Annotated in this window: 17 protein-coding genes and 1 pseudogene; 6 read left to right on the top strand and 12 right to left on the bottom strand. The window is 68.4% G+C overall.

Annotated elements, in window-relative coordinates; all coding sequences use genetic code 11:
• The first annotated feature begins 50 nt into the window (after window positions 1-50).
• Window positions 51-683, top strand: coding sequence for a hemerythrin domain-containing protein (locus ACIBG5_RS38505; protein WP_396396787.1), 633 nt, complete (start codon window positions 51-53; stop codon window positions 681-683).
• A gap of 45 nt (window positions 684-728) precedes the next feature.
• On the opposite strand, the gene ACIBG5_RS38500 is transcribed toward ACIBG5_RS38505, so the two are convergent.
• The 4 genes from ACIBG5_RS38500 to ACIBG5_RS38485 form a co-directional block, all read right to left on the bottom strand.
• A complete protein-coding gene (locus ACIBG5_RS38500; protein WP_396396785.1) occupies window positions 729-2,192 on the bottom strand; it encodes a serine hydrolase domain-containing protein in 1,464 nt (487 codons plus the stop codon).
• 228 nt (window positions 2,193-2,420) lie between these two features.
• The gene (locus tag ACIBG5_RS38495) at window positions 2,421-3,020 is read right to left on the bottom strand and encodes an adenylate kinase (protein ID WP_396396783.1); all 600 of its coding nucleotides are present in this window, start codon (window positions 3,018-3,020) and stop codon (window positions 2,421-2,423) included.
• A gap of 122 nt (window positions 3,021-3,142) precedes the next feature.
• Window positions 3,143-3,517 carry a VOC family protein gene (locus ACIBG5_RS38490; protein WP_396396782.1) on the bottom strand — a complete coding sequence of 125 codons (375 nt, stop codon included), beginning with the start codon at window positions 3,515-3,517 and terminating at the stop codon, window positions 3,143-3,145.
• Between the two features lie 2 nt (window positions 3,518-3,519).
• Window positions 3,520-3,894, bottom strand: a complete 375-nt coding sequence (locus tag ACIBG5_RS38485; RefSeq protein WP_396396781.1) for a YciI family protein — start codon at window positions 3,892-3,894, stop codon at window positions 3,520-3,522.
• 138 nt (window positions 3,895-4,032) lie between these two features.
• On the opposite strand from ACIBG5_RS38485, the gene ACIBG5_RS38480 reads away from it, so the two are divergent.
• Window positions 4,033-4,797 carry an SDR family oxidoreductase gene (locus ACIBG5_RS38480; RefSeq protein ID WP_396396780.1) on the top strand — a complete coding sequence of 255 codons (765 nt, stop codon included), beginning with the start codon at window positions 4,033-4,035 and terminating at the stop codon, window positions 4,795-4,797.
• Between the two features lie 121 nt (window positions 4,798-4,918).
• Here ACIBG5_RS38480 and ACIBG5_RS38475 read toward each other — a convergent pair whose 3' ends face one another.
• The 3 genes and pseudogenes from ACIBG5_RS38475 to ACIBG5_RS38465 all read right to left on the bottom strand — a co-directional run.
• Window positions 4,919-5,815, bottom strand: a complete 897-nt coding sequence (locus ACIBG5_RS38475; protein ID WP_396396779.1) for a hypothetical protein — start codon at window positions 5,813-5,815, stop codon at window positions 4,919-4,921.
• Between the two features lie 160 nt (window positions 5,816-5,975).
• Window positions 5,976-6,278: an SAM-dependent methyltransferase gene (locus ACIBG5_RS38470; RefSeq protein WP_396396777.1), complete on the bottom strand. Its 303-nt coding sequence runs from the start codon at window positions 6,276-6,278 to the stop codon at window positions 5,976-5,978.
• Window positions 6,279-6,348: 70 nt separating this feature from the next.
• Window positions 6,349-6,804: pseudogene (locus tag ACIBG5_RS38465) on the bottom strand (SAM-dependent methyltransferase); the annotation flags it as partial.
• A 229-nt stretch (window positions 6,805-7,033) separates the two neighbouring features.
• Between ACIBG5_RS38465 and ACIBG5_RS38460 the strand changes: the two are divergent.
• Together ACIBG5_RS38460 and ACIBG5_RS38455 are read left to right on the top strand one after the other, a co-directional pair.
• On the top strand, window positions 7,034-8,506 hold the full coding sequence (locus ACIBG5_RS38460) for a polysaccharide lyase 6 family protein (protein ID WP_396396776.1): 1,473 nt from the start codon (window positions 7,034-7,036) through the stop codon (window positions 8,504-8,506).
• A gap of 58 nt (window positions 8,507-8,564) precedes the next feature.
• A complete protein-coding gene (locus ACIBG5_RS38455; protein ID WP_396396775.1) occupies window positions 8,565-9,107 on the top strand; it encodes a dihydrofolate reductase family protein in 543 nt (180 codons plus the stop codon).
• On the opposite strand, the gene ACIBG5_RS38450 is transcribed toward ACIBG5_RS38455, so the two are convergent.
• Window positions 9,104-9,400, bottom strand: a complete 297-nt coding sequence (locus ACIBG5_RS38450; protein ID WP_393379757.1) for a hypothetical protein — start codon at window positions 9,398-9,400, stop codon at window positions 9,104-9,106. The genes ACIBG5_RS38455 and ACIBG5_RS38450 overlap by 4 nt on opposite strands.
• Window positions 9,401-9,460: 60 nt before the next feature.
• Between ACIBG5_RS38450 and ACIBG5_RS38445 the strand changes: the two genes are divergently transcribed.
• Window positions 9,461-9,988, top strand: a complete 528-nt coding sequence (locus tag ACIBG5_RS38445; protein WP_396396773.1) for a GNAT family N-acetyltransferase — start codon at window positions 9,461-9,463, stop codon at window positions 9,986-9,988.
• Here the strand turns inward: ACIBG5_RS38445 and ACIBG5_RS38440 are convergent.
• Both ACIBG5_RS38440 and ACIBG5_RS38435 read right to left on the bottom strand, forming a co-directional pair.
• Window positions 9,981-10,748 (bottom strand): class I SAM-dependent methyltransferase, encoded by a 768-nt coding sequence (locus ACIBG5_RS38440; RefSeq protein WP_396396772.1) that lies wholly within the window; start codon window positions 10,746-10,748, stop codon window positions 9,981-9,983. The genes ACIBG5_RS38445 and ACIBG5_RS38440 overlap by 8 nt on opposite strands.
• Window positions 10,745-11,698, bottom strand: coding sequence for an SDR family oxidoreductase (locus ACIBG5_RS38435; RefSeq protein WP_396396770.1), 954 nt, complete (start codon window positions 11,696-11,698; stop codon window positions 10,745-10,747). Before ACIBG5_RS38435 ends, ACIBG5_RS38440 begins: the two co-directional genes overlap by 4 nt.
• An 84-nt stretch (window positions 11,699-11,782) precedes the next feature.
• Between ACIBG5_RS38435 and ACIBG5_RS38430 the strand changes: the two genes are divergently transcribed.
• Window positions 11,783-12,448, top strand: coding sequence for a TetR family transcriptional regulator (locus tag ACIBG5_RS38430; RefSeq protein ID WP_396396768.1), 666 nt, complete (start codon window positions 11,783-11,785; stop codon window positions 12,446-12,448).
• Here ACIBG5_RS38430 and ACIBG5_RS38425 read toward each other — a convergent pair whose 3' ends face one another.
• Window positions 12,449-13,300 carry an HAD family acid phosphatase gene (locus ACIBG5_RS38425; protein ID WP_396396767.1) on the bottom strand — a complete coding sequence of 284 codons (852 nt, stop codon included), beginning with the start codon at window positions 13,298-13,300 and terminating at the stop codon, window positions 12,449-12,451.
• A 38-nt stretch (window positions 13,301-13,338) separates the two neighbouring features.
• Window positions 13,339-13,875, bottom strand: coding sequence for a GNAT family N-acetyltransferase (locus ACIBG5_RS38420; protein ID WP_396396765.1), 537 nt, complete (start codon window positions 13,873-13,875; stop codon window positions 13,339-13,341).
• Between the last annotated feature and the right edge of the window lie 11 nt (window positions 13,876-13,886).

Genomic DNA, 13,886 nt, shown 5'->3' with positions numbered 1-13,886 from the left:
TCCCGGCCGACTCCCCCACTTCAAGCGCGCTTGACCCTACACTCCGAGCTATGGCTGAGATGAGCATGAACAAAGCGATTCACGCGGCGTTCCGCCGGGATCTGCAGCGGTTCGTCGACGCGCTGGGGGCGTTTTCCGCGGGGGATCAGCTGCGGGCCGAGCAGCTCGCGACGGCATGGGCGAACTTCGACGAACAGTTGACCCGCCACCACGAAGGGGAGCACGACATCGCCTGGCCGGCCTTGGAATCGGTCGGGGTGAGCCGGGATCTGCTGACCCAGATGGACGCCGAGCACGACACGATGGCGACCGCGTTGGCCAAGGCCCGCGAGGCGATCGCGTCCCTTCGCCGTACCGCGAGCGCCGAGGACGCGGCGACCGCACTGACCGCGATGCAGGAGCTGCAGCGGGTGACCGTGCTGCATCTGGATCACGAGGAGTCGGAGATCGAGGGGGTGTACCTGGAGAAGAAGGACACCGCCGAGATGAAGGCGATGGGCCGGCAGTTCGCCAAGGTCAGCCCGGCGCAGGGCGGTACGTTCTTCGCCTGGGCCCTCGACGGCGCCGCCCCCGACGAGACCGCCGCCATCACCGGCACGGTCCCGAAGCCCGTCCTCACCATCATCAGCGGCGTCTTCGGCCGCAACTACCGCAAAACCGTCGCCCCGGTCTGGAACAGCTGACGCTTACTCCGATCACCCCGTACGGCGGCTCCTGGCCGGCATCACCTACGCGACGTCGGGCCGTGTCATCAGCGGCGATCGCAGCTGCAACGCCAGATTGGGGCCGGTCATTGGCACGGTGCTCCACGTCAGCACCGCTGTTCCCGCGTCGGCGTCGACCACCAACCGAACCCGGTGCGGGGTGGTGATGACGAAAAGCTCGGCGACGAACGTGTCACCCTGCCAGGCGCCGGTCGCGACGACAGGGCGGCCGAGAGGCGAACTTTCCCGCCATTCGCCGTGGCCGACCTCGACGGTGGCCAACGACCCGAATCGCAGGAGCCATCCACCGTCGACGGGATCGACGATCACCGTCGTCCCGTCGGGCAGCGCCGAATCCTCGGCGGAGGCGTCGAGACTCGCCTTGACACAACGCTGCGGGTCGGCCGAACCCGGCACCGGCGCGAAAGACAGCCGCCGCAGCCGATCGGCGAGGATCTCGTCGTCCTGGGCGCTTCCCGGCTCATCCAGGCCGGGCAGCAGGCAGTCCCAGAAGACGCCGGGCAGGGCCTGCCCGTCATCGACCTCAGCCGTCACCACGACCACGAGATCGTGGGACGGGACGACGAGGCACTGCTGGCCGTAGGCGCCGTCACCGCGGTACCCGTGACGCGACATCCAGAACTGGTAGCCGTACCCGCACAGAGCGTCGGGGTTGGTGACCCAGTCGGGGCTCGCGACGAGGTCGTCGGGCGAGTCGTCCTGGGGCGGCAGGGTACCGATGTGCCGTTTGGTCGCGAGCTCCACCCATTCGCGCGGGACGAGCTGGCGGTGGCCCCAGACACCTCCGCGCAGCAGCAACTCGCCGAACGCGGCGACAGCCTCGGTCGTGAGATGCAGCCCGTGGAATCCGAAGGCGGCACCGCTGGCCACCCGATCCCAATCGGCGTGGTCGATACCCATCGGCGTGAACAGGCGCTCGTCGAGCAGTTCCGGCAGGCCGCGGCCGGTGACCCGTTCCACCATCCGGGCCAGGACGAAAGTGGTCGAATTGTCGTAGGTGTGCCGGGTTCCCTCAGGCTCGGAGAACGGTACGCGCAGGAAGCCCTTCACCAGGTCGTCCGGTTCCAGCTGCCAGGCCTCGGCGAGACTGTCCACGCTGTGCCCGGCCGTCATGGACAGCAGGTGGTGAACGGTGAGGCGGCGTCCCTGCTCCGAGATATCGGCCGGAACATGGTCGGGCAGCACGTCCACCACCCGGTCGTCCAGCGAGAGCAGCCCGTCGGCGATCGTGAGCCCCACGGCGACCGAGGTGAACGACTTGGTCAGCGAATAGAGCAGATTCGGGCGCTCGGCCGAGTACGGCGCCCACCAGCCTTCGGCGACGACGTGACCGTGACGTACCACCATGATCGAGTGACACTTGACGGATTGCGCTTCGATCTGGTCCAGCAGCGCGACGACCGCACGGGACGACATCCCCGAGGCGGCGGGCCTCGACCGCGGCAGTAAGGCGCGCTGTGAAGGCATCCACGCACCGTAACAAGCCTGACAGAATCGCCCAATCGAATTACGGGACATCGCTCAGAGGGCCAGCCTCGATCGATGGTTGAGGGCGTTGGTGGTTTCGCTGTCTGGTTGGTTCACCGCACAGTTGGCCGGCGCGGCAATGCCGCGGTGGCGGCCGGTGACAGGACCGGGCAGGATTCCTGCCCGATCCGGGGGGTCCCCAGCCACCTGCACGCTGGAATCTCGAGGCTAAGCGCCGGGAGCCGAGCGCTCAGCCGGGGTGAGCTTGTAGGCGATCTCGAGAACCCGTTCGCGGACCTCGTCCACCTCGCCGTTGCCGTCGACCTCGTGCACCAGGCCGCGGTCGCCGTACAGCTCGATCAGCGGGACGGTGTGGTCGGCGTACACCTTGAGGCGGCGCCGGATCACGTCCTCGGTGTCGTCGGAGCGGTGCTCGATCTCGGCTCGCCGGAGCAGGCGCCGTACCAGGACCTCCTGGTCGACCCGCAGGACGACGACCGCGTCGAGCCGGCGTTCCTGCGTGGTGAGGAGCTCGTCGAGTACGGCGGCCTGTTCGAGGGTGCGCGGGTAGCCGTCCAGGAGGAAGCCCGGCCGGGCGTCGTCCTCGGCGAGCCGCTCGCGGACCATCGCGATCGTCACGTCGTCGGGTACGTACGCACCGGAGTCGAGGTACTGCTGGGCTCTCCGGCCGAGGTCCGTCCCGGCGGCGACCTGGGCGCGGAAGATGTCGCCGGTCGAGATGGCCGGTACGGCGGCTTGCTCGGCGAGCATGTCGGCGTGCGTGCCCTTCCCGGCACCCGGCGGACCCATCAGGACGACAGTCGTCACAGCTCGCCCCTCCTGACTCTCGGTAAGTTCAATCAGGGTAGGCGAGCCGGACGCCTGGCGGTACGTCGTACGTCACGTCTCGCTGAGCGAGACCGGTGCGAGACCCGCAGTCGTGGCCCGAGTCACTGATTGAGCATGTCCCAGGTGGACAGACAGAAGGGGTGACCGGCCGGGTCCGCGAAGACCAGGCAGTGGTCGGCGTTGGGCTGGTGGGAGTACTTGGTGGCACCCGCGGCCAGGACCTGGGAGGCGGCGGTATCCAGGTCGTCGACGTAGAAGTCGAGGTGGAACTGGATCGGAACCGTCGGCTCCGGCCAGGTGGGCGGGACATGGGCCGGATCGCTCTGGAAGTCGATCCGGCCCCCAGGCCCGTCCATGGTCGCCCAGACGTGGTCGGAGTACGCGATCCGCCCACCGGTGATCTCCGCGTAGAACGCCGCCAGTTCGAGGGCGTTCGGGCAGTTGAGCGTCGGCGAGCTCAGGCGGATCCCGGGCATCGTCACATCACCGGCCGCAACTCGACGGTGTCTCCGGGACCGGCGAACCGGGACGCCAGTTCCTCGGCCCGCTCCCGGGAGGCGACGTCGATCAGGAAGAAGCCGGCCAGTTGCTCCTTCGCCTCGGCGTACGGCCCATCGGTCGCCACCCGGCGGCCCTTGGAGCCGACGCGGTAGATCGTCGACGCCGCCGGCGCCCCCAGCGCCTCGGCCGTCACGAACTCCCCCGACGCCGAGATCTCGGCCAGCATCTCCTCGAACTCCTTGTGCATCGCCGCCCGCTCGTCGTCCGGGATCGCCCGCCCCACCTCGGTGAAGTCGATCGTCGGGTGCCCCCACGGCTCCGGGTTCGAATAGATCAGGATCAGGTACTTCATCACAACCTCCTCCACGACGACGCATTGTGCGCCATCACCACGTAGGTCGGACCGCGCCGGCACTTCTCGACAAAACGATCGCTGTCACATCATCGCCGCCGCGGACGTCAGAGGGGTGGGGCCCGGAGGTGGGTCGTGATGAGTGGAGGAACTGTGGGCGTGATGCTGGTGACGGGTGGAACCGGGACGTTGGGGCGGCTGGTGGTGCCGTTGGTGGTGGAGGCGGGGTGGAAGGTCAGGGTGCTGAGCCGACACCCCAAGGACGACGGGGTCGAGCACGTGGCAGCGGACCTGTTGCAGGGGGACGGGATCGATGACGCTCTGAACGACGTGGACGTCGTGATCCACCTCGCGGGTGGGCCGAAGGGGGATGACGTCGGCACGCGGAATCTCGTGCGGGCTGCGGAGCGGGCCGGGGTCAAACACCTGGTGCACATCTCGGTGACCGCGGTGGATCAACTCCCGCTGACGTACTTCAAGTCCAAGCTGGGCGCGGAACAGGCCGTGCGGGAGTCCTCGGTGCCGTGGACGGTACTGCGGATCGCGCAGGTCCACGACTTCGCCTGGAACACCGCGCGCATGATGGCGAAGCTCCCGGTGCTGCCGATCCCCGGTGGGGTGCGGTTCCAGCCGGTGGACGGGCGCGACGTCGCGGCGCGGCTCGTCGAGCTGGCGCTGGGCGAGCCGGCCGGCCTCGTCCCGGACCTGGTCGGCCCGAAGGTGTACAGCCTGGGCGACCTCGCCCGCGACTACCTGCGCACCACCGGCAAGCACCGGCTGTCGATGCCGGTCCGCGTTCCAGGCAAGGCCGGCAAGGTCTACCGGGCCGGCGGAAACCTGACCCTGACCGGCGCCACCACCGGCCACCGCACCTGGGAAGCCTTCCTCGCCGAGCAATCCTGAGCGTTCGCAGCCACCACTGGCGGGTTGTTTCACCGCTGGCGCGCAACAACCCGCCAGCCGGCACACAACCCGCCATCCACCAGCCACCACGCCCACCTCGGCCACCGCGGCCACTCGGCCACTAAACGGGGAGGTACGGATCGAGTAGCTCGGTGAGGGCTGGGACCGGCGTCGGGTCAGTGGCGAGCCAGCGGGCGATGCCGGCCAGGAAGTCTGCCGCCTGTACTCGCGGATCGTGCCTGGAGTCGACCTGCTTGAGGCTGAGGAGTGGTGGCGGTGCCGGCGCGACGGCCTCGGCCAGGTAGGCACCGAGCCGCGCCATCCGACCTCGCGTGAGCGCGCTCTGCTCGTCGTGCACCACCGCGACCGACCGCTGCCCGGCGCTCCAGAACAGCACCGTGTCGGCCACCGCGGGCACCATTGGTTCGAGCGGAGGCGGGATCGAACGATCGTCGTCGATCAACCGCAGCAGCACCCCCTCGACCCGCGCCCGCGTCACCTCGCGCAGAACCGGCACATCGGCCGGCAGCAACGCGAAGAACCGGTCGATCGCGGCATGGTCGAGCAGCCGCAATCGCTTGGTCCGCGTCATCGTGAGGAACGCGTCCAGGAAGTCGGTGCGATCCCGGAACCGCGCCACGTCTTCCCCATGATCCCGGGCCAGCCGGGTGCCATCGCCGTACGACGGCTCGTCGACGAGCAACTCGATCACCCGGCCCGCGACGTACGACGTCTTGTCGATGACATGGACATGGGCGTGCCCGCGCAACGTGGTGAGGAACCACTCCAGCGCGGGTCGCTGCTCGGGCCGGAGCAGCAGGTTGGACTTGTATTCGGTGGTCCCGCGACGGCGGAACCGGGACAGCAGTACGGCGACCAGTTCGGCGGCCTCCGGTACGTCGAGATCCACACTGGCGTGGGTGATCACGGGCGACTCGGGGTCCAGGAGATTGCTCCCGGAGAACCCCGACTCGTCACACGCGATCTCGACCGACGCCGATGATGACGTGGGGTGCATGAGAAGAGCTCCAAGGCTGGTGGACTGCACGCTGAAGGGGCCTGTCGCGTGGACGGGCGTGATCAGGCGGGGAACCGCGTGATCAGTGAGCGGCAGCAGCAGCCTGAGCAGACATGTGACCCATCATCGGTGCGATCCGGGTCGATCCACCAGCGAATTGTCAGGGCTTGCGCGCGAGGGCGACGTACAGCAGCAGGGCGGCGCCGGTCGGACTGAGCTTCTGCTCGGCGGGCGGCCACCAGCCGGTCAGGTCGACCAGACCTGGCTCGATCAACTCGAAACCCGCCACGATCTCGGCGAGTTCCACGGGAGCGCGGAACGTGAGGGCCGGGAAGGACTCCTTCAGCTTGTCCTCGACCGCGGTCGCGAACTCGCTCAGCCGGCTGCCGTCGCGGGAGTTCACCGGATGCGTGATCGCCAGGTACGACCCGGGCGGCACCGCGTCCAGGTAGTCGCAGACCAACCGCCGGACCCTGCTTGGTGTCCGGGATCGCGTGCAGCACCAGCCCGAGGATGATCCCGACCGGCCGGTTCAGGTCGAGCGCCTCGGTGACGACCGGATGCTCGAGCACGGACTCCGGGTCGGTCAGGTCCGCACCGGCGCAGAACGTGCTGTGGTCGTCCGCGAGCAGCGCCTGACCGTGGGAGATCGCCATCAGGTCGTTGTCGACGTACACGACCTTCGCCTGCGGATCGGCCTTCAATGCGACTTCGTGGGTGTTCGGCGCCGCCGGCAGGCCGCAACCGAGGTCGAGGAACTGACGCACACCGTCGCTGATAATCCAGCGGACCGCGTCGCCCAGCCAGCGCCGGTTCTCCCGGGCCAGGTCCGGTGCCTCAGGCGCGATCTCCAGGACTTCCTGGAACAGCCTGCGGTCCACCTCGTAGCTGTTCTTACCGCCGAGGAACAGGTCGTAGAGCCGAGCCTCGGAGGGCCGGTGGAGGTCGAGGTCGGGCAGCACCTGGCGGGCCTCGTTCCGCTCCGGCATCGCCCCGATCCACCTCGTTCCCGAATCCGAAAAGGTCGATTGCCGGAAGGCTACCGGCACCACCGGACGTGATCGCACCGGGGTTGTGGCGCGGAACCCGGCCCCCATCCGTCCCACCCCACGGGAGATCTGGTCACCTCGTTGGCAAACGCTTGCCACCGCCCGTCGACCGCCCACAGACTGGGCAGCCACATCCGGACCCCGCCCCGAGTCACCCCCGGAGGACGCCATGCATCGCCGTACCTTCCTGGCCACCGCCCTCGGCGCCGGCCTGACCGCCACCGCCGCACTGCCCGCCACCGCACTGCCAGCCACCGCCCTGCCCGCGACGGCCAGTCCCGGCACCCGGACATACACCCGGCCCGTCCGGGCCCGAACCCTCGACGAACTCCGGCAGGCGATCGCGGCAGCCAACCCCGGCACCGAGATCGTGGTTGCCAATGGCACGTACGACGTTCCCGGCGACGAGACCATCGCGATCCAGGGCAGGCGCGGGAGCAGCGGCGCACCGATCGTGATCCGGGCCGAGACCGTCGGCGGCGTGACGCTGACCGGGAATCGCGGGTTCGTGTTCGGCGACTCGTCGTACGTGACGGTCAGCGGGTTCACGCTGAAACAACGGACGACCTTCGAGGTCCCGACCACTTGTCACCACGTGACGATCAGCCGCAACGACCTTCAGCTCGCCGACATCGAGGGGATGCACTGGCTGATGGTCCGCGGCGACTCGACCACCGTCGAGCGCAATCACTTCCACGGGAAGTCGACGCTCGGGATCTTCCTCGGTGTCGAGGGACCCGGGTCGGACGGGATGGCGCAGGGTGTGCGGATCGTTCGTAACTACTTCTCCGACCACACCTTCGCCGGGGACAACGGCGGCGAACCGATCCGGCTCGGCCTCAGCGGGCGGTCGCTGAGCGATGCCGGCGCACTGGTCGAGCAGAATCTGTTCGAGCGTGCGAACGGCGATCCGGAGGCGATCTCGGTCAAGTCGTCCGGCAACACGATCCGGCAGAACACCATCCGCGACAGCCTCGGCGGCATCGTGCTCCGGCACGGCAACCGGTCCCGGATCGAGGCCAACTTCATCCTTGCCGGGAGCAACGGAATCCGGATCTACGGCAACGATCACCTGATCGTGAACAACTACACCGAGCAGATCGGCGGCTCCGGAATCGTTCTCGGCAGCGGCAGCGTGCGCGACCACAAGCCGGAGGACTCACCGGAGAGCCGCCAAGGCAACGACGCCCCGGACCGGGTGACGATCGCGCTCAACACCGTCCTCGCCTGCGGTACGGCGATCAGCGGGGAGTCGCAGAGGACCCTGCCGCCACTGGGCTGCTCGATCACCGACAACCTGCTGATCGGCGACTCCGGCAAGCAACTGGTGTCGATGCCCTACCTGGACGGCATCGCGTGGTCCGGCAACCTCTGCTGGGGCGCCGCGGCCGACGGCAACATCCCGGTCGATGGATTCTCCCGCAAGGACCCGAAGCTCGCGGCCGGCTCCGACGGAATCCGCCGCCTGACATCCTCGAGTCCCGCGATCAACGCCGCAAGCAAGAGCTACCCGAACGTGCCGAAGGACCTCGACGGTCAGCCGCGCACCGGCACGGCGGATGTCGGCGCCGACGAGTACAGCAAGACCTCTGCGATCAACCGCCCGCTCACTCCGGCGGACGTGGGCCCGGCGTCCCGATGAGTTTTCTCCTGCTCGCTCGTCTCAACAGGAACCAACGAACGAGCGAGCAGGAGGACCCATGGCGAAGGTGCTGTATTCGGTGACGATGTCGGTCGACGGCTTCATCACCGGCCCGGACGGCGACATGCAGTGGATGCGCCCGTACCTCGGTCCGAACCCGGAGGTCGACGAATTGATCCCCCGGATCGGCTCGATCCTGGCCGGGCGCCGGTCGCACGACGGGGACGACCCGCACAAAGGCGAAGCCGGCGAGGGCCAGGCATTCGGCGGCGGGTGGAGTGGCCCGCTGTTCGTGCTCACGCACCGCCCACCGAACAGTCCCGAGCCGGGCGTCACGTACGTCGACGAGTTCGCGAAGGCGCTCTCGATGGCGAAGGAGGCGGCCGGCGACAAGTACGTCAACGTGATCGGCGCGAACGTCGCCAAGCAGTGCATCGAGGCCGGCGAGCTGGACGAGGTACTGCTGCTGTTCGTCCCGGTCATGCTCGGCGACGGCACACGCCTGTTCGACCAGCCGGGCGGCCGAACCGTCGGCCTCGAACGCCTGAGCGTGACCGGCAACGAGCTCGCGACCAACCTCTGGTTCAAGGTGGTGCGCTAGAAGTCTGCGGCGGTCGAGTGCATCACCGCGCGGATCTCGACGGATCGCCCGGCGGTCTGGGAGTCCGGCAGCAGGCGGGCGAGCTCGACCGCCCGCTCGCGGCTCTCCACGTCGATCAAGTAGTAGGCGTCGATGGCGGCCGGCGCCGCTCGATCGGGCATGTGCACGGCCAGTTGTGGGTCGGCCAGCACCTCACCACAGACCAGTTCGCCCGCGTCGTACGCGGCTCGTTCGAACTCGTCGCGGCGCAGCGGCTGCTCGCCGTCGCCCTGCAGGATCACCAGGAATTTCATCGGCGCTCTCCTCTCACTGGTACGACGGAACCGAGGGAGCGGTTTTGACATGATGGCCGGATGTTCGTGCGCACCGAGCGGTTGAGCCTGCGTCGCTTCACCCCCGAGGACGCGGAGGCGTTCGCGGCGTACCGGTCGGATCCGGACGTTGCGCGCTACCAGTCGTGGGACGCACCACTCCCGCCGGCCGAGGCGCTCAAGACTGTCGAGGAATTCGCGGACGGCGATCCGATGAAGCCCGGCTGGTTCCAGTACGCCGTCGACCTGGACGGCGTACTGATCGGCGACATCGGCCTCAACCTGCACGAGAACCTCAGGCAGGCCGAACTCGGCTTCACCCTGGCCCCCGAGCACCAGGGCAAGGGCTACGCGACCGAGGCGGTCCGCGGCCTCCTCGACCAGTTGTTCGTCGAGCACAATCTGCATCGCGTCTCGGCCGAGTGCGACGCCCGCAACACGGCGTCGGCCCGGCTGCTCGAACGCCTCGGCTTCCGGCAAGAGGGTCTGCGACTGTCGAACAGCTGGTTCAAGGGCGAGTGGACCGACGACCTCCTGTTCGGCCTGCTCCGATCCGACTACCTCAGCTGACGGCCTTCGCGGCCCACGCGCGTGCGGTCAGCCGGATCGAACCGTCCGCCTCGATCGGCAACCGTGCGCGCACCGCCTCCCGCAGCGTCTCCTGATCCGGCTGGGGCAGGTTGCGCAGGTACGCCGGCGCGGGCCCCTGCCCACCCAGGAACGGTTGCCAGTAGTCGTCGAACGACGTGAACTCCGTTGGTACGACGATCGCCCGCGTGCTGACCGTGGTGAACCCGGCCTCGGTGAACAGTCCTTCGAGGCCCTCAGCCGTACAGAACGGGAAGCGGACCGCTTCATCGTGTTCGCGATCCTGTGGACGTACTTCGATCATCGCGTCGAAGAAGTTCCGCATCAGCTGCATACCTTCGGCGTAGTCCCAGACGTACGCGCCGACCGTCGACCCGATCTCCCGCATCCGCCGCAGCGCCTCGGCCCGCTCGGGGACGAAGTTGAGGACGAGCCCGGCGACCACCGCGTCGTACGGGCCGTCCGGCAGTTCGGTCGCCGATCTGACCTCGAAGCTCGCTCGCTCGTCACGGACGTACTGCCGGGCGTACTCGATGAAGCCGGCCGACGGGTCAACGCCGAGCACCGAAGCTGGACCCGCCGTACGCAGGATCGTGCTGGTCAACGCCCCGGTGCCGCAGCCGACGTCGAGCCAGCGCAGGCCGGTGGGCTGGTCCAGCCAGCTCACGAAGTCGGCGGCAACCAGCCGGCTCCATCGGCCTACGTAGGACTCGTAGATCTCACCGCTTGACCACTGGGTCACTTGCGCAGGATAGGACCGTGATGCGGGAGCGCAACACCTGTGAGCTGCTCGGCCACGGACCAGAGCCTGGCGTTGTCCTCGACGTCGCGGGAACGCTTGGGCGCGGCGGCGAGTTTGGTGGGTCCGACCAGGCCGAAGAAGTTGGACGGGCCGTAGTACGCACCGGGCTGGGCGTCGGGGCTGGTCGCGGCGAACAGGAGCGGCTCGGTGCCGATCTCGACGCCTTGCGACGGCAGTGGGTTGAGGCGGTGCGCGATCCGGGTGGCGAGCGGAAGCTGGTCACGACCCAGCGAGGCGCCGGCGGTCAGCAGGTTGGTGCGAGTGAAGCCCGGGTGCGCGGCGGCGCTGAGCAGGTTCCAACCATGGTCGGCGGCGAGCTTGGCCAGGTGGTTGCTCATCATGAGGTCGGCGAGCTTCGACTGCGCATACGCCAGGTTCGAGCGATAGCGACGTTCCCACTGCAGGTCGTCGAAGTGGATCCGGCCGTAGTTCGCCGTCCCGCTGCTCATGGTCGCGATCCGCGGCGCCGGCGCGGCCAGCACCAGCGGCAGCAGCCGCACGGTCAGTGCGAACGGGCCGAGGAAGTTGGAGCCGAACTGCAGCTCGAACCCGTCCTTGGTGACGTTGCGGGTCGGTGGGGTCATCACGCCGGCGTTGTTCACCAGCAGGTCGAGGTGCGACTCGTCCGCGCTCAGGCCGTCGGCGAACTCCTGCACCGACGCCAGGTCGGCGAGGTCGATCCGCCGTACCTCGAGCTGGGCGTCCGGGTGTTCGGCCAGGATCTCGGCCCGGGCAGCCTCGCCCTTGGCGACGGTCCGGACCGCCATCACCACCCGCGCACCGGCGGCGGCGAGACGCTTGGTGGTCTCCTTGCCGGTGCCGCTGTTGGCGCCGGTGACGACAGCGAACTTGCCGGTCTGGTCGGGTACGACGTACATCGGTTCCTCCATAAAAGACTGATGGTCTGTTATGGCTTCGACGTTATCAGACCGGCGGTGCGATAACAACAGACCAGCGGTCTGTAGACTGTGAGGGTGACGACATTCCAGCGGGCCCGGAGCGAGGAGCAGCGGGCCGTCCGGCGGCAGGCGATCCTGGCGACCGCGGCGGCGATGCTGGCGGAGATGCCGGTCAGCGACGTCAGCCTGAACGAGCTGAGCCGTCGCGTCGGCCTGGCGAAGTCCAACGTGCTGAAGTACTTCGAGTCGCGGGAGGCTGTCCTGCTCGAGCTCAACAGCTCCGAGCTCGCGGCCTGGGTGGAGGACCTCGCGACGGCGCTCGCCGCCGTACCGCCGGCCGCGCCGCTCGCTGAGCGGGCAGAACTGCTGGTGGATGCCGTGGTGAGCACGCTGGCCGGGCGTCCGGTGTTCTGCGATCTGATCAGCACGCAGGCGTCAGTGCTGGAGCGCAACATCTCGACCGAGACCGCGATCGCGTTCAAGCGCGCGGCGGCGATCGGCTACGAACGGATGGTCGAGCTGGCTGTCGGCGCGCTACCGGAGATGGGGGGAGAGGGCGCGCGGCGCTTCATCCCACCGGCGAGCATGCTGGCCGGGGCGGTCTGGACGCACGCCCATCCCACCCCGGCCCTGCTCGCCGCCTTCGAGGCGGATCCGTCGATCTCGGCGCTGCGGATGGAGTTCGAGCCCACCCTGCGCCAGCACGTCACGACTCTTCTCGAAGGTGTACTGCCCCGCTGATTACGGCAGGTAGTAGTTCGGGTTCGGCAGCTTGAAGGTGCGGTCGGCGAACCCACCCTTCAGGTCGGAGAACTGGTCGCCGAAGTTCGCGACGATGTCGTAGCCGAGCGACTCGATGTGCGCCCGGGTGGCGGACTTGTAGTGGATCGTCGTACAGGATCCGTTCGGGTCGCTCGCGCAGGCCTTCTGCAGGTAGTCCGGGTAGTCGGCCACGGCCGGCTTGGTGAACAGGCCGTCCTCGCCGTCGCGCAACGTCGTCGGCTTCGGGAAGCCGGCGTCGATGCCGATCCCGTCCTCGGTCAGGTTGCCCAGCGTCGCCGCCTCCTGCGCGGTGCCACGACCGGTCAGGAAGAAGATCGCGTAGCCCTCCCGCTCCGCCGTCTTCACCAGGTCGACCATCCCGGGTACGGCGGGGAATCGCTGGTTCAGCACGTAGTCCGCATTGGTGGCGGGGTTGAACGCCCAGTTGCTGAAGATCTCGTAGTTCCAGGTCGCCAGCGAGGTGTCGTCGACGTCCAGCAGGATCGCCTTGGTCTTGTTGGTGTGGTGCGGCGCGGAGATCCAGCGGTTGCCGGACGCGGCCGCCGACTTGGCCTCCTTGGCGTAGTTGCTGTCCGCCGCGAACGTACCGGTGCCGAGCGGATCGCCGTAGTAGTTGCGCAACTGCTGCCGCAGTACGTCGATGTTGGTGACCTGCCGCTCGGTGCGCGGCGTCGACGTCTGAATGGCCGGCTGCTGCGAGGCGGCCCCGGCCGAGTACGCGACCCCGCCGACGACCGACGTGAGCGCGACGGCGGCGACGCCGGTGAGAACCAGCCGACGCGACGGCCGGCGCCAGGAACGGATTGCCATGGTGACCTCTCCAGGAACGGGAACCTTGCCAAGGCAAACTAACTCCATTCGGAGCCGATACACCCGCCGTACACCCCAAGTGCAGGGGAATCCTCCGCGTCAGACCTGCTTGACGTACCGATGACACGGCACCGGAATCGCACCGTCTCCCACGGTGGCGGGGTAATCGAAGGCTCCCCGTCGCTCCAGCCACTGCGCTCGTAGAAGCGTCGGGCCCGAGCGTTGCCCGCGGCCACGGCAAGCCACGCTTCGCTGTGCCCGTTGGCTTTCACCTGTCGCTCGGCTTCACTGAGTAGCGTCCCGGCTACTCCCGAACCACGGTGGTCGCGCGAGACGTACACCTGCTCGACCTCGTCGCCGGTCACCATCACGAACCCCGCGACCTCGTCCCCCACCACCGCGACGGTGGTGTCGGCCACCCGTTCCGCGGCACGGCTCCAGAACGTCTCCTTGGTCCGCACCGCAACCAGTTCGTCCGGCACATGCCCCAGATGCCCGTCACCCCAACCGGCGTACCAGACCGCGGCAACGGCCTCGACGTCGGCGGCGGTGGCGGGCCGCAGGGTGTCCGTCATTCCGTCACTGT

This window comes from Kribbella sp. NPDC050241, assembly GCF_044459685.1.
In the GTDB taxonomy this organism is placed as follows: domain Bacteria; phylum Actinomycetota; class Actinomycetes; order Propionibacteriales; family Kribbellaceae; genus Kribbella.
This window is presented reverse-complemented; position numbering and strand designations above follow the sequence as displayed.

Excerpts from the sequence above, each read along its gene's own strand:
- ACIBG5_RS38480 (WP_396396780.1), top strand. The coding sequence starts at position 4,033 with ATGAGTGGAGGAACTGTGGGCGTGATGCTGGTGACGGGTGGAACCGGG.
- ACIBG5_RS38450 (WP_393379757.1), bottom strand. The coding sequence starts at position 9,400 with ATGAAATTCCTGGTGATCCTGCAGGGCGACGGCGAGCAGCCGCTGCGC.
- ACIBG5_RS38485 (WP_396396781.1), bottom strand. The coding sequence starts at position 3,894 with ATGAAGTACCTGATCCTGATCTATTCGAACCCGGAGCCGTGGGGGCAC.
- ACIBG5_RS38455 (WP_396396775.1), top strand. The coding sequence starts at position 8,565 with ATGGCGAAGGTGCTGTATTCGGTGACGATGTCGGTCGACGGCTTCATC.
- ACIBG5_RS38425 (WP_396396767.1), bottom strand. The coding sequence starts at position 13,300 with ATGGCAATCCGTTCCTGGCGCCGGCCGTCGCGTCGGCTGGTTCTCACC.
- ACIBG5_RS38490 (WP_396396782.1), bottom strand. The coding sequence starts at position 3,517 with ATGCCCGGGATCCGCCTGAGCTCGCCGACGCTCAACTGCCCGAACGCC.
- ACIBG5_RS38420 (WP_396396765.1), bottom strand. The coding sequence starts at position 13,875 with ATGACGGACACCCTGCGGCCCGCCACCGCCGCCGACGTCGAGGCCGTT.
- ACIBG5_RS38460 (WP_396396776.1), top strand. The coding sequence starts at position 7,034 with ATGCATCGCCGTACCTTCCTGGCCACCGCCCTCGGCGCCGGCCTGACC.
- ACIBG5_RS38445 (WP_396396773.1), top strand. The coding sequence starts at position 9,461 with ATGTTCGTGCGCACCGAGCGGTTGAGCCTGCGTCGCTTCACCCCCGAG.
- ACIBG5_RS38475 (WP_396396779.1), bottom strand. The coding sequence starts at position 5,815 with ATGCACCCCACGTCATCATCGGCGTCGGTCGAGATCGCGTGTGACGAG.
- ACIBG5_RS38505 (WP_396396787.1), top strand. The coding sequence starts at position 51 with ATGGCTGAGATGAGCATGAACAAAGCGATTCACGCGGCGTTCCGCCGG.
- ACIBG5_RS38500 (WP_396396785.1), bottom strand. The coding sequence starts at position 2,192 with ATGCCTTCACAGCGCGCCTTACTGCCGCGGTCGAGGCCCGCCGCCTCG.
- ACIBG5_RS38435 (WP_396396770.1), bottom strand. The coding sequence starts at position 11,698 with ATGGAGGAACCGATGTACGTCGTACCCGACCAGACCGGCAAGTTCGCT.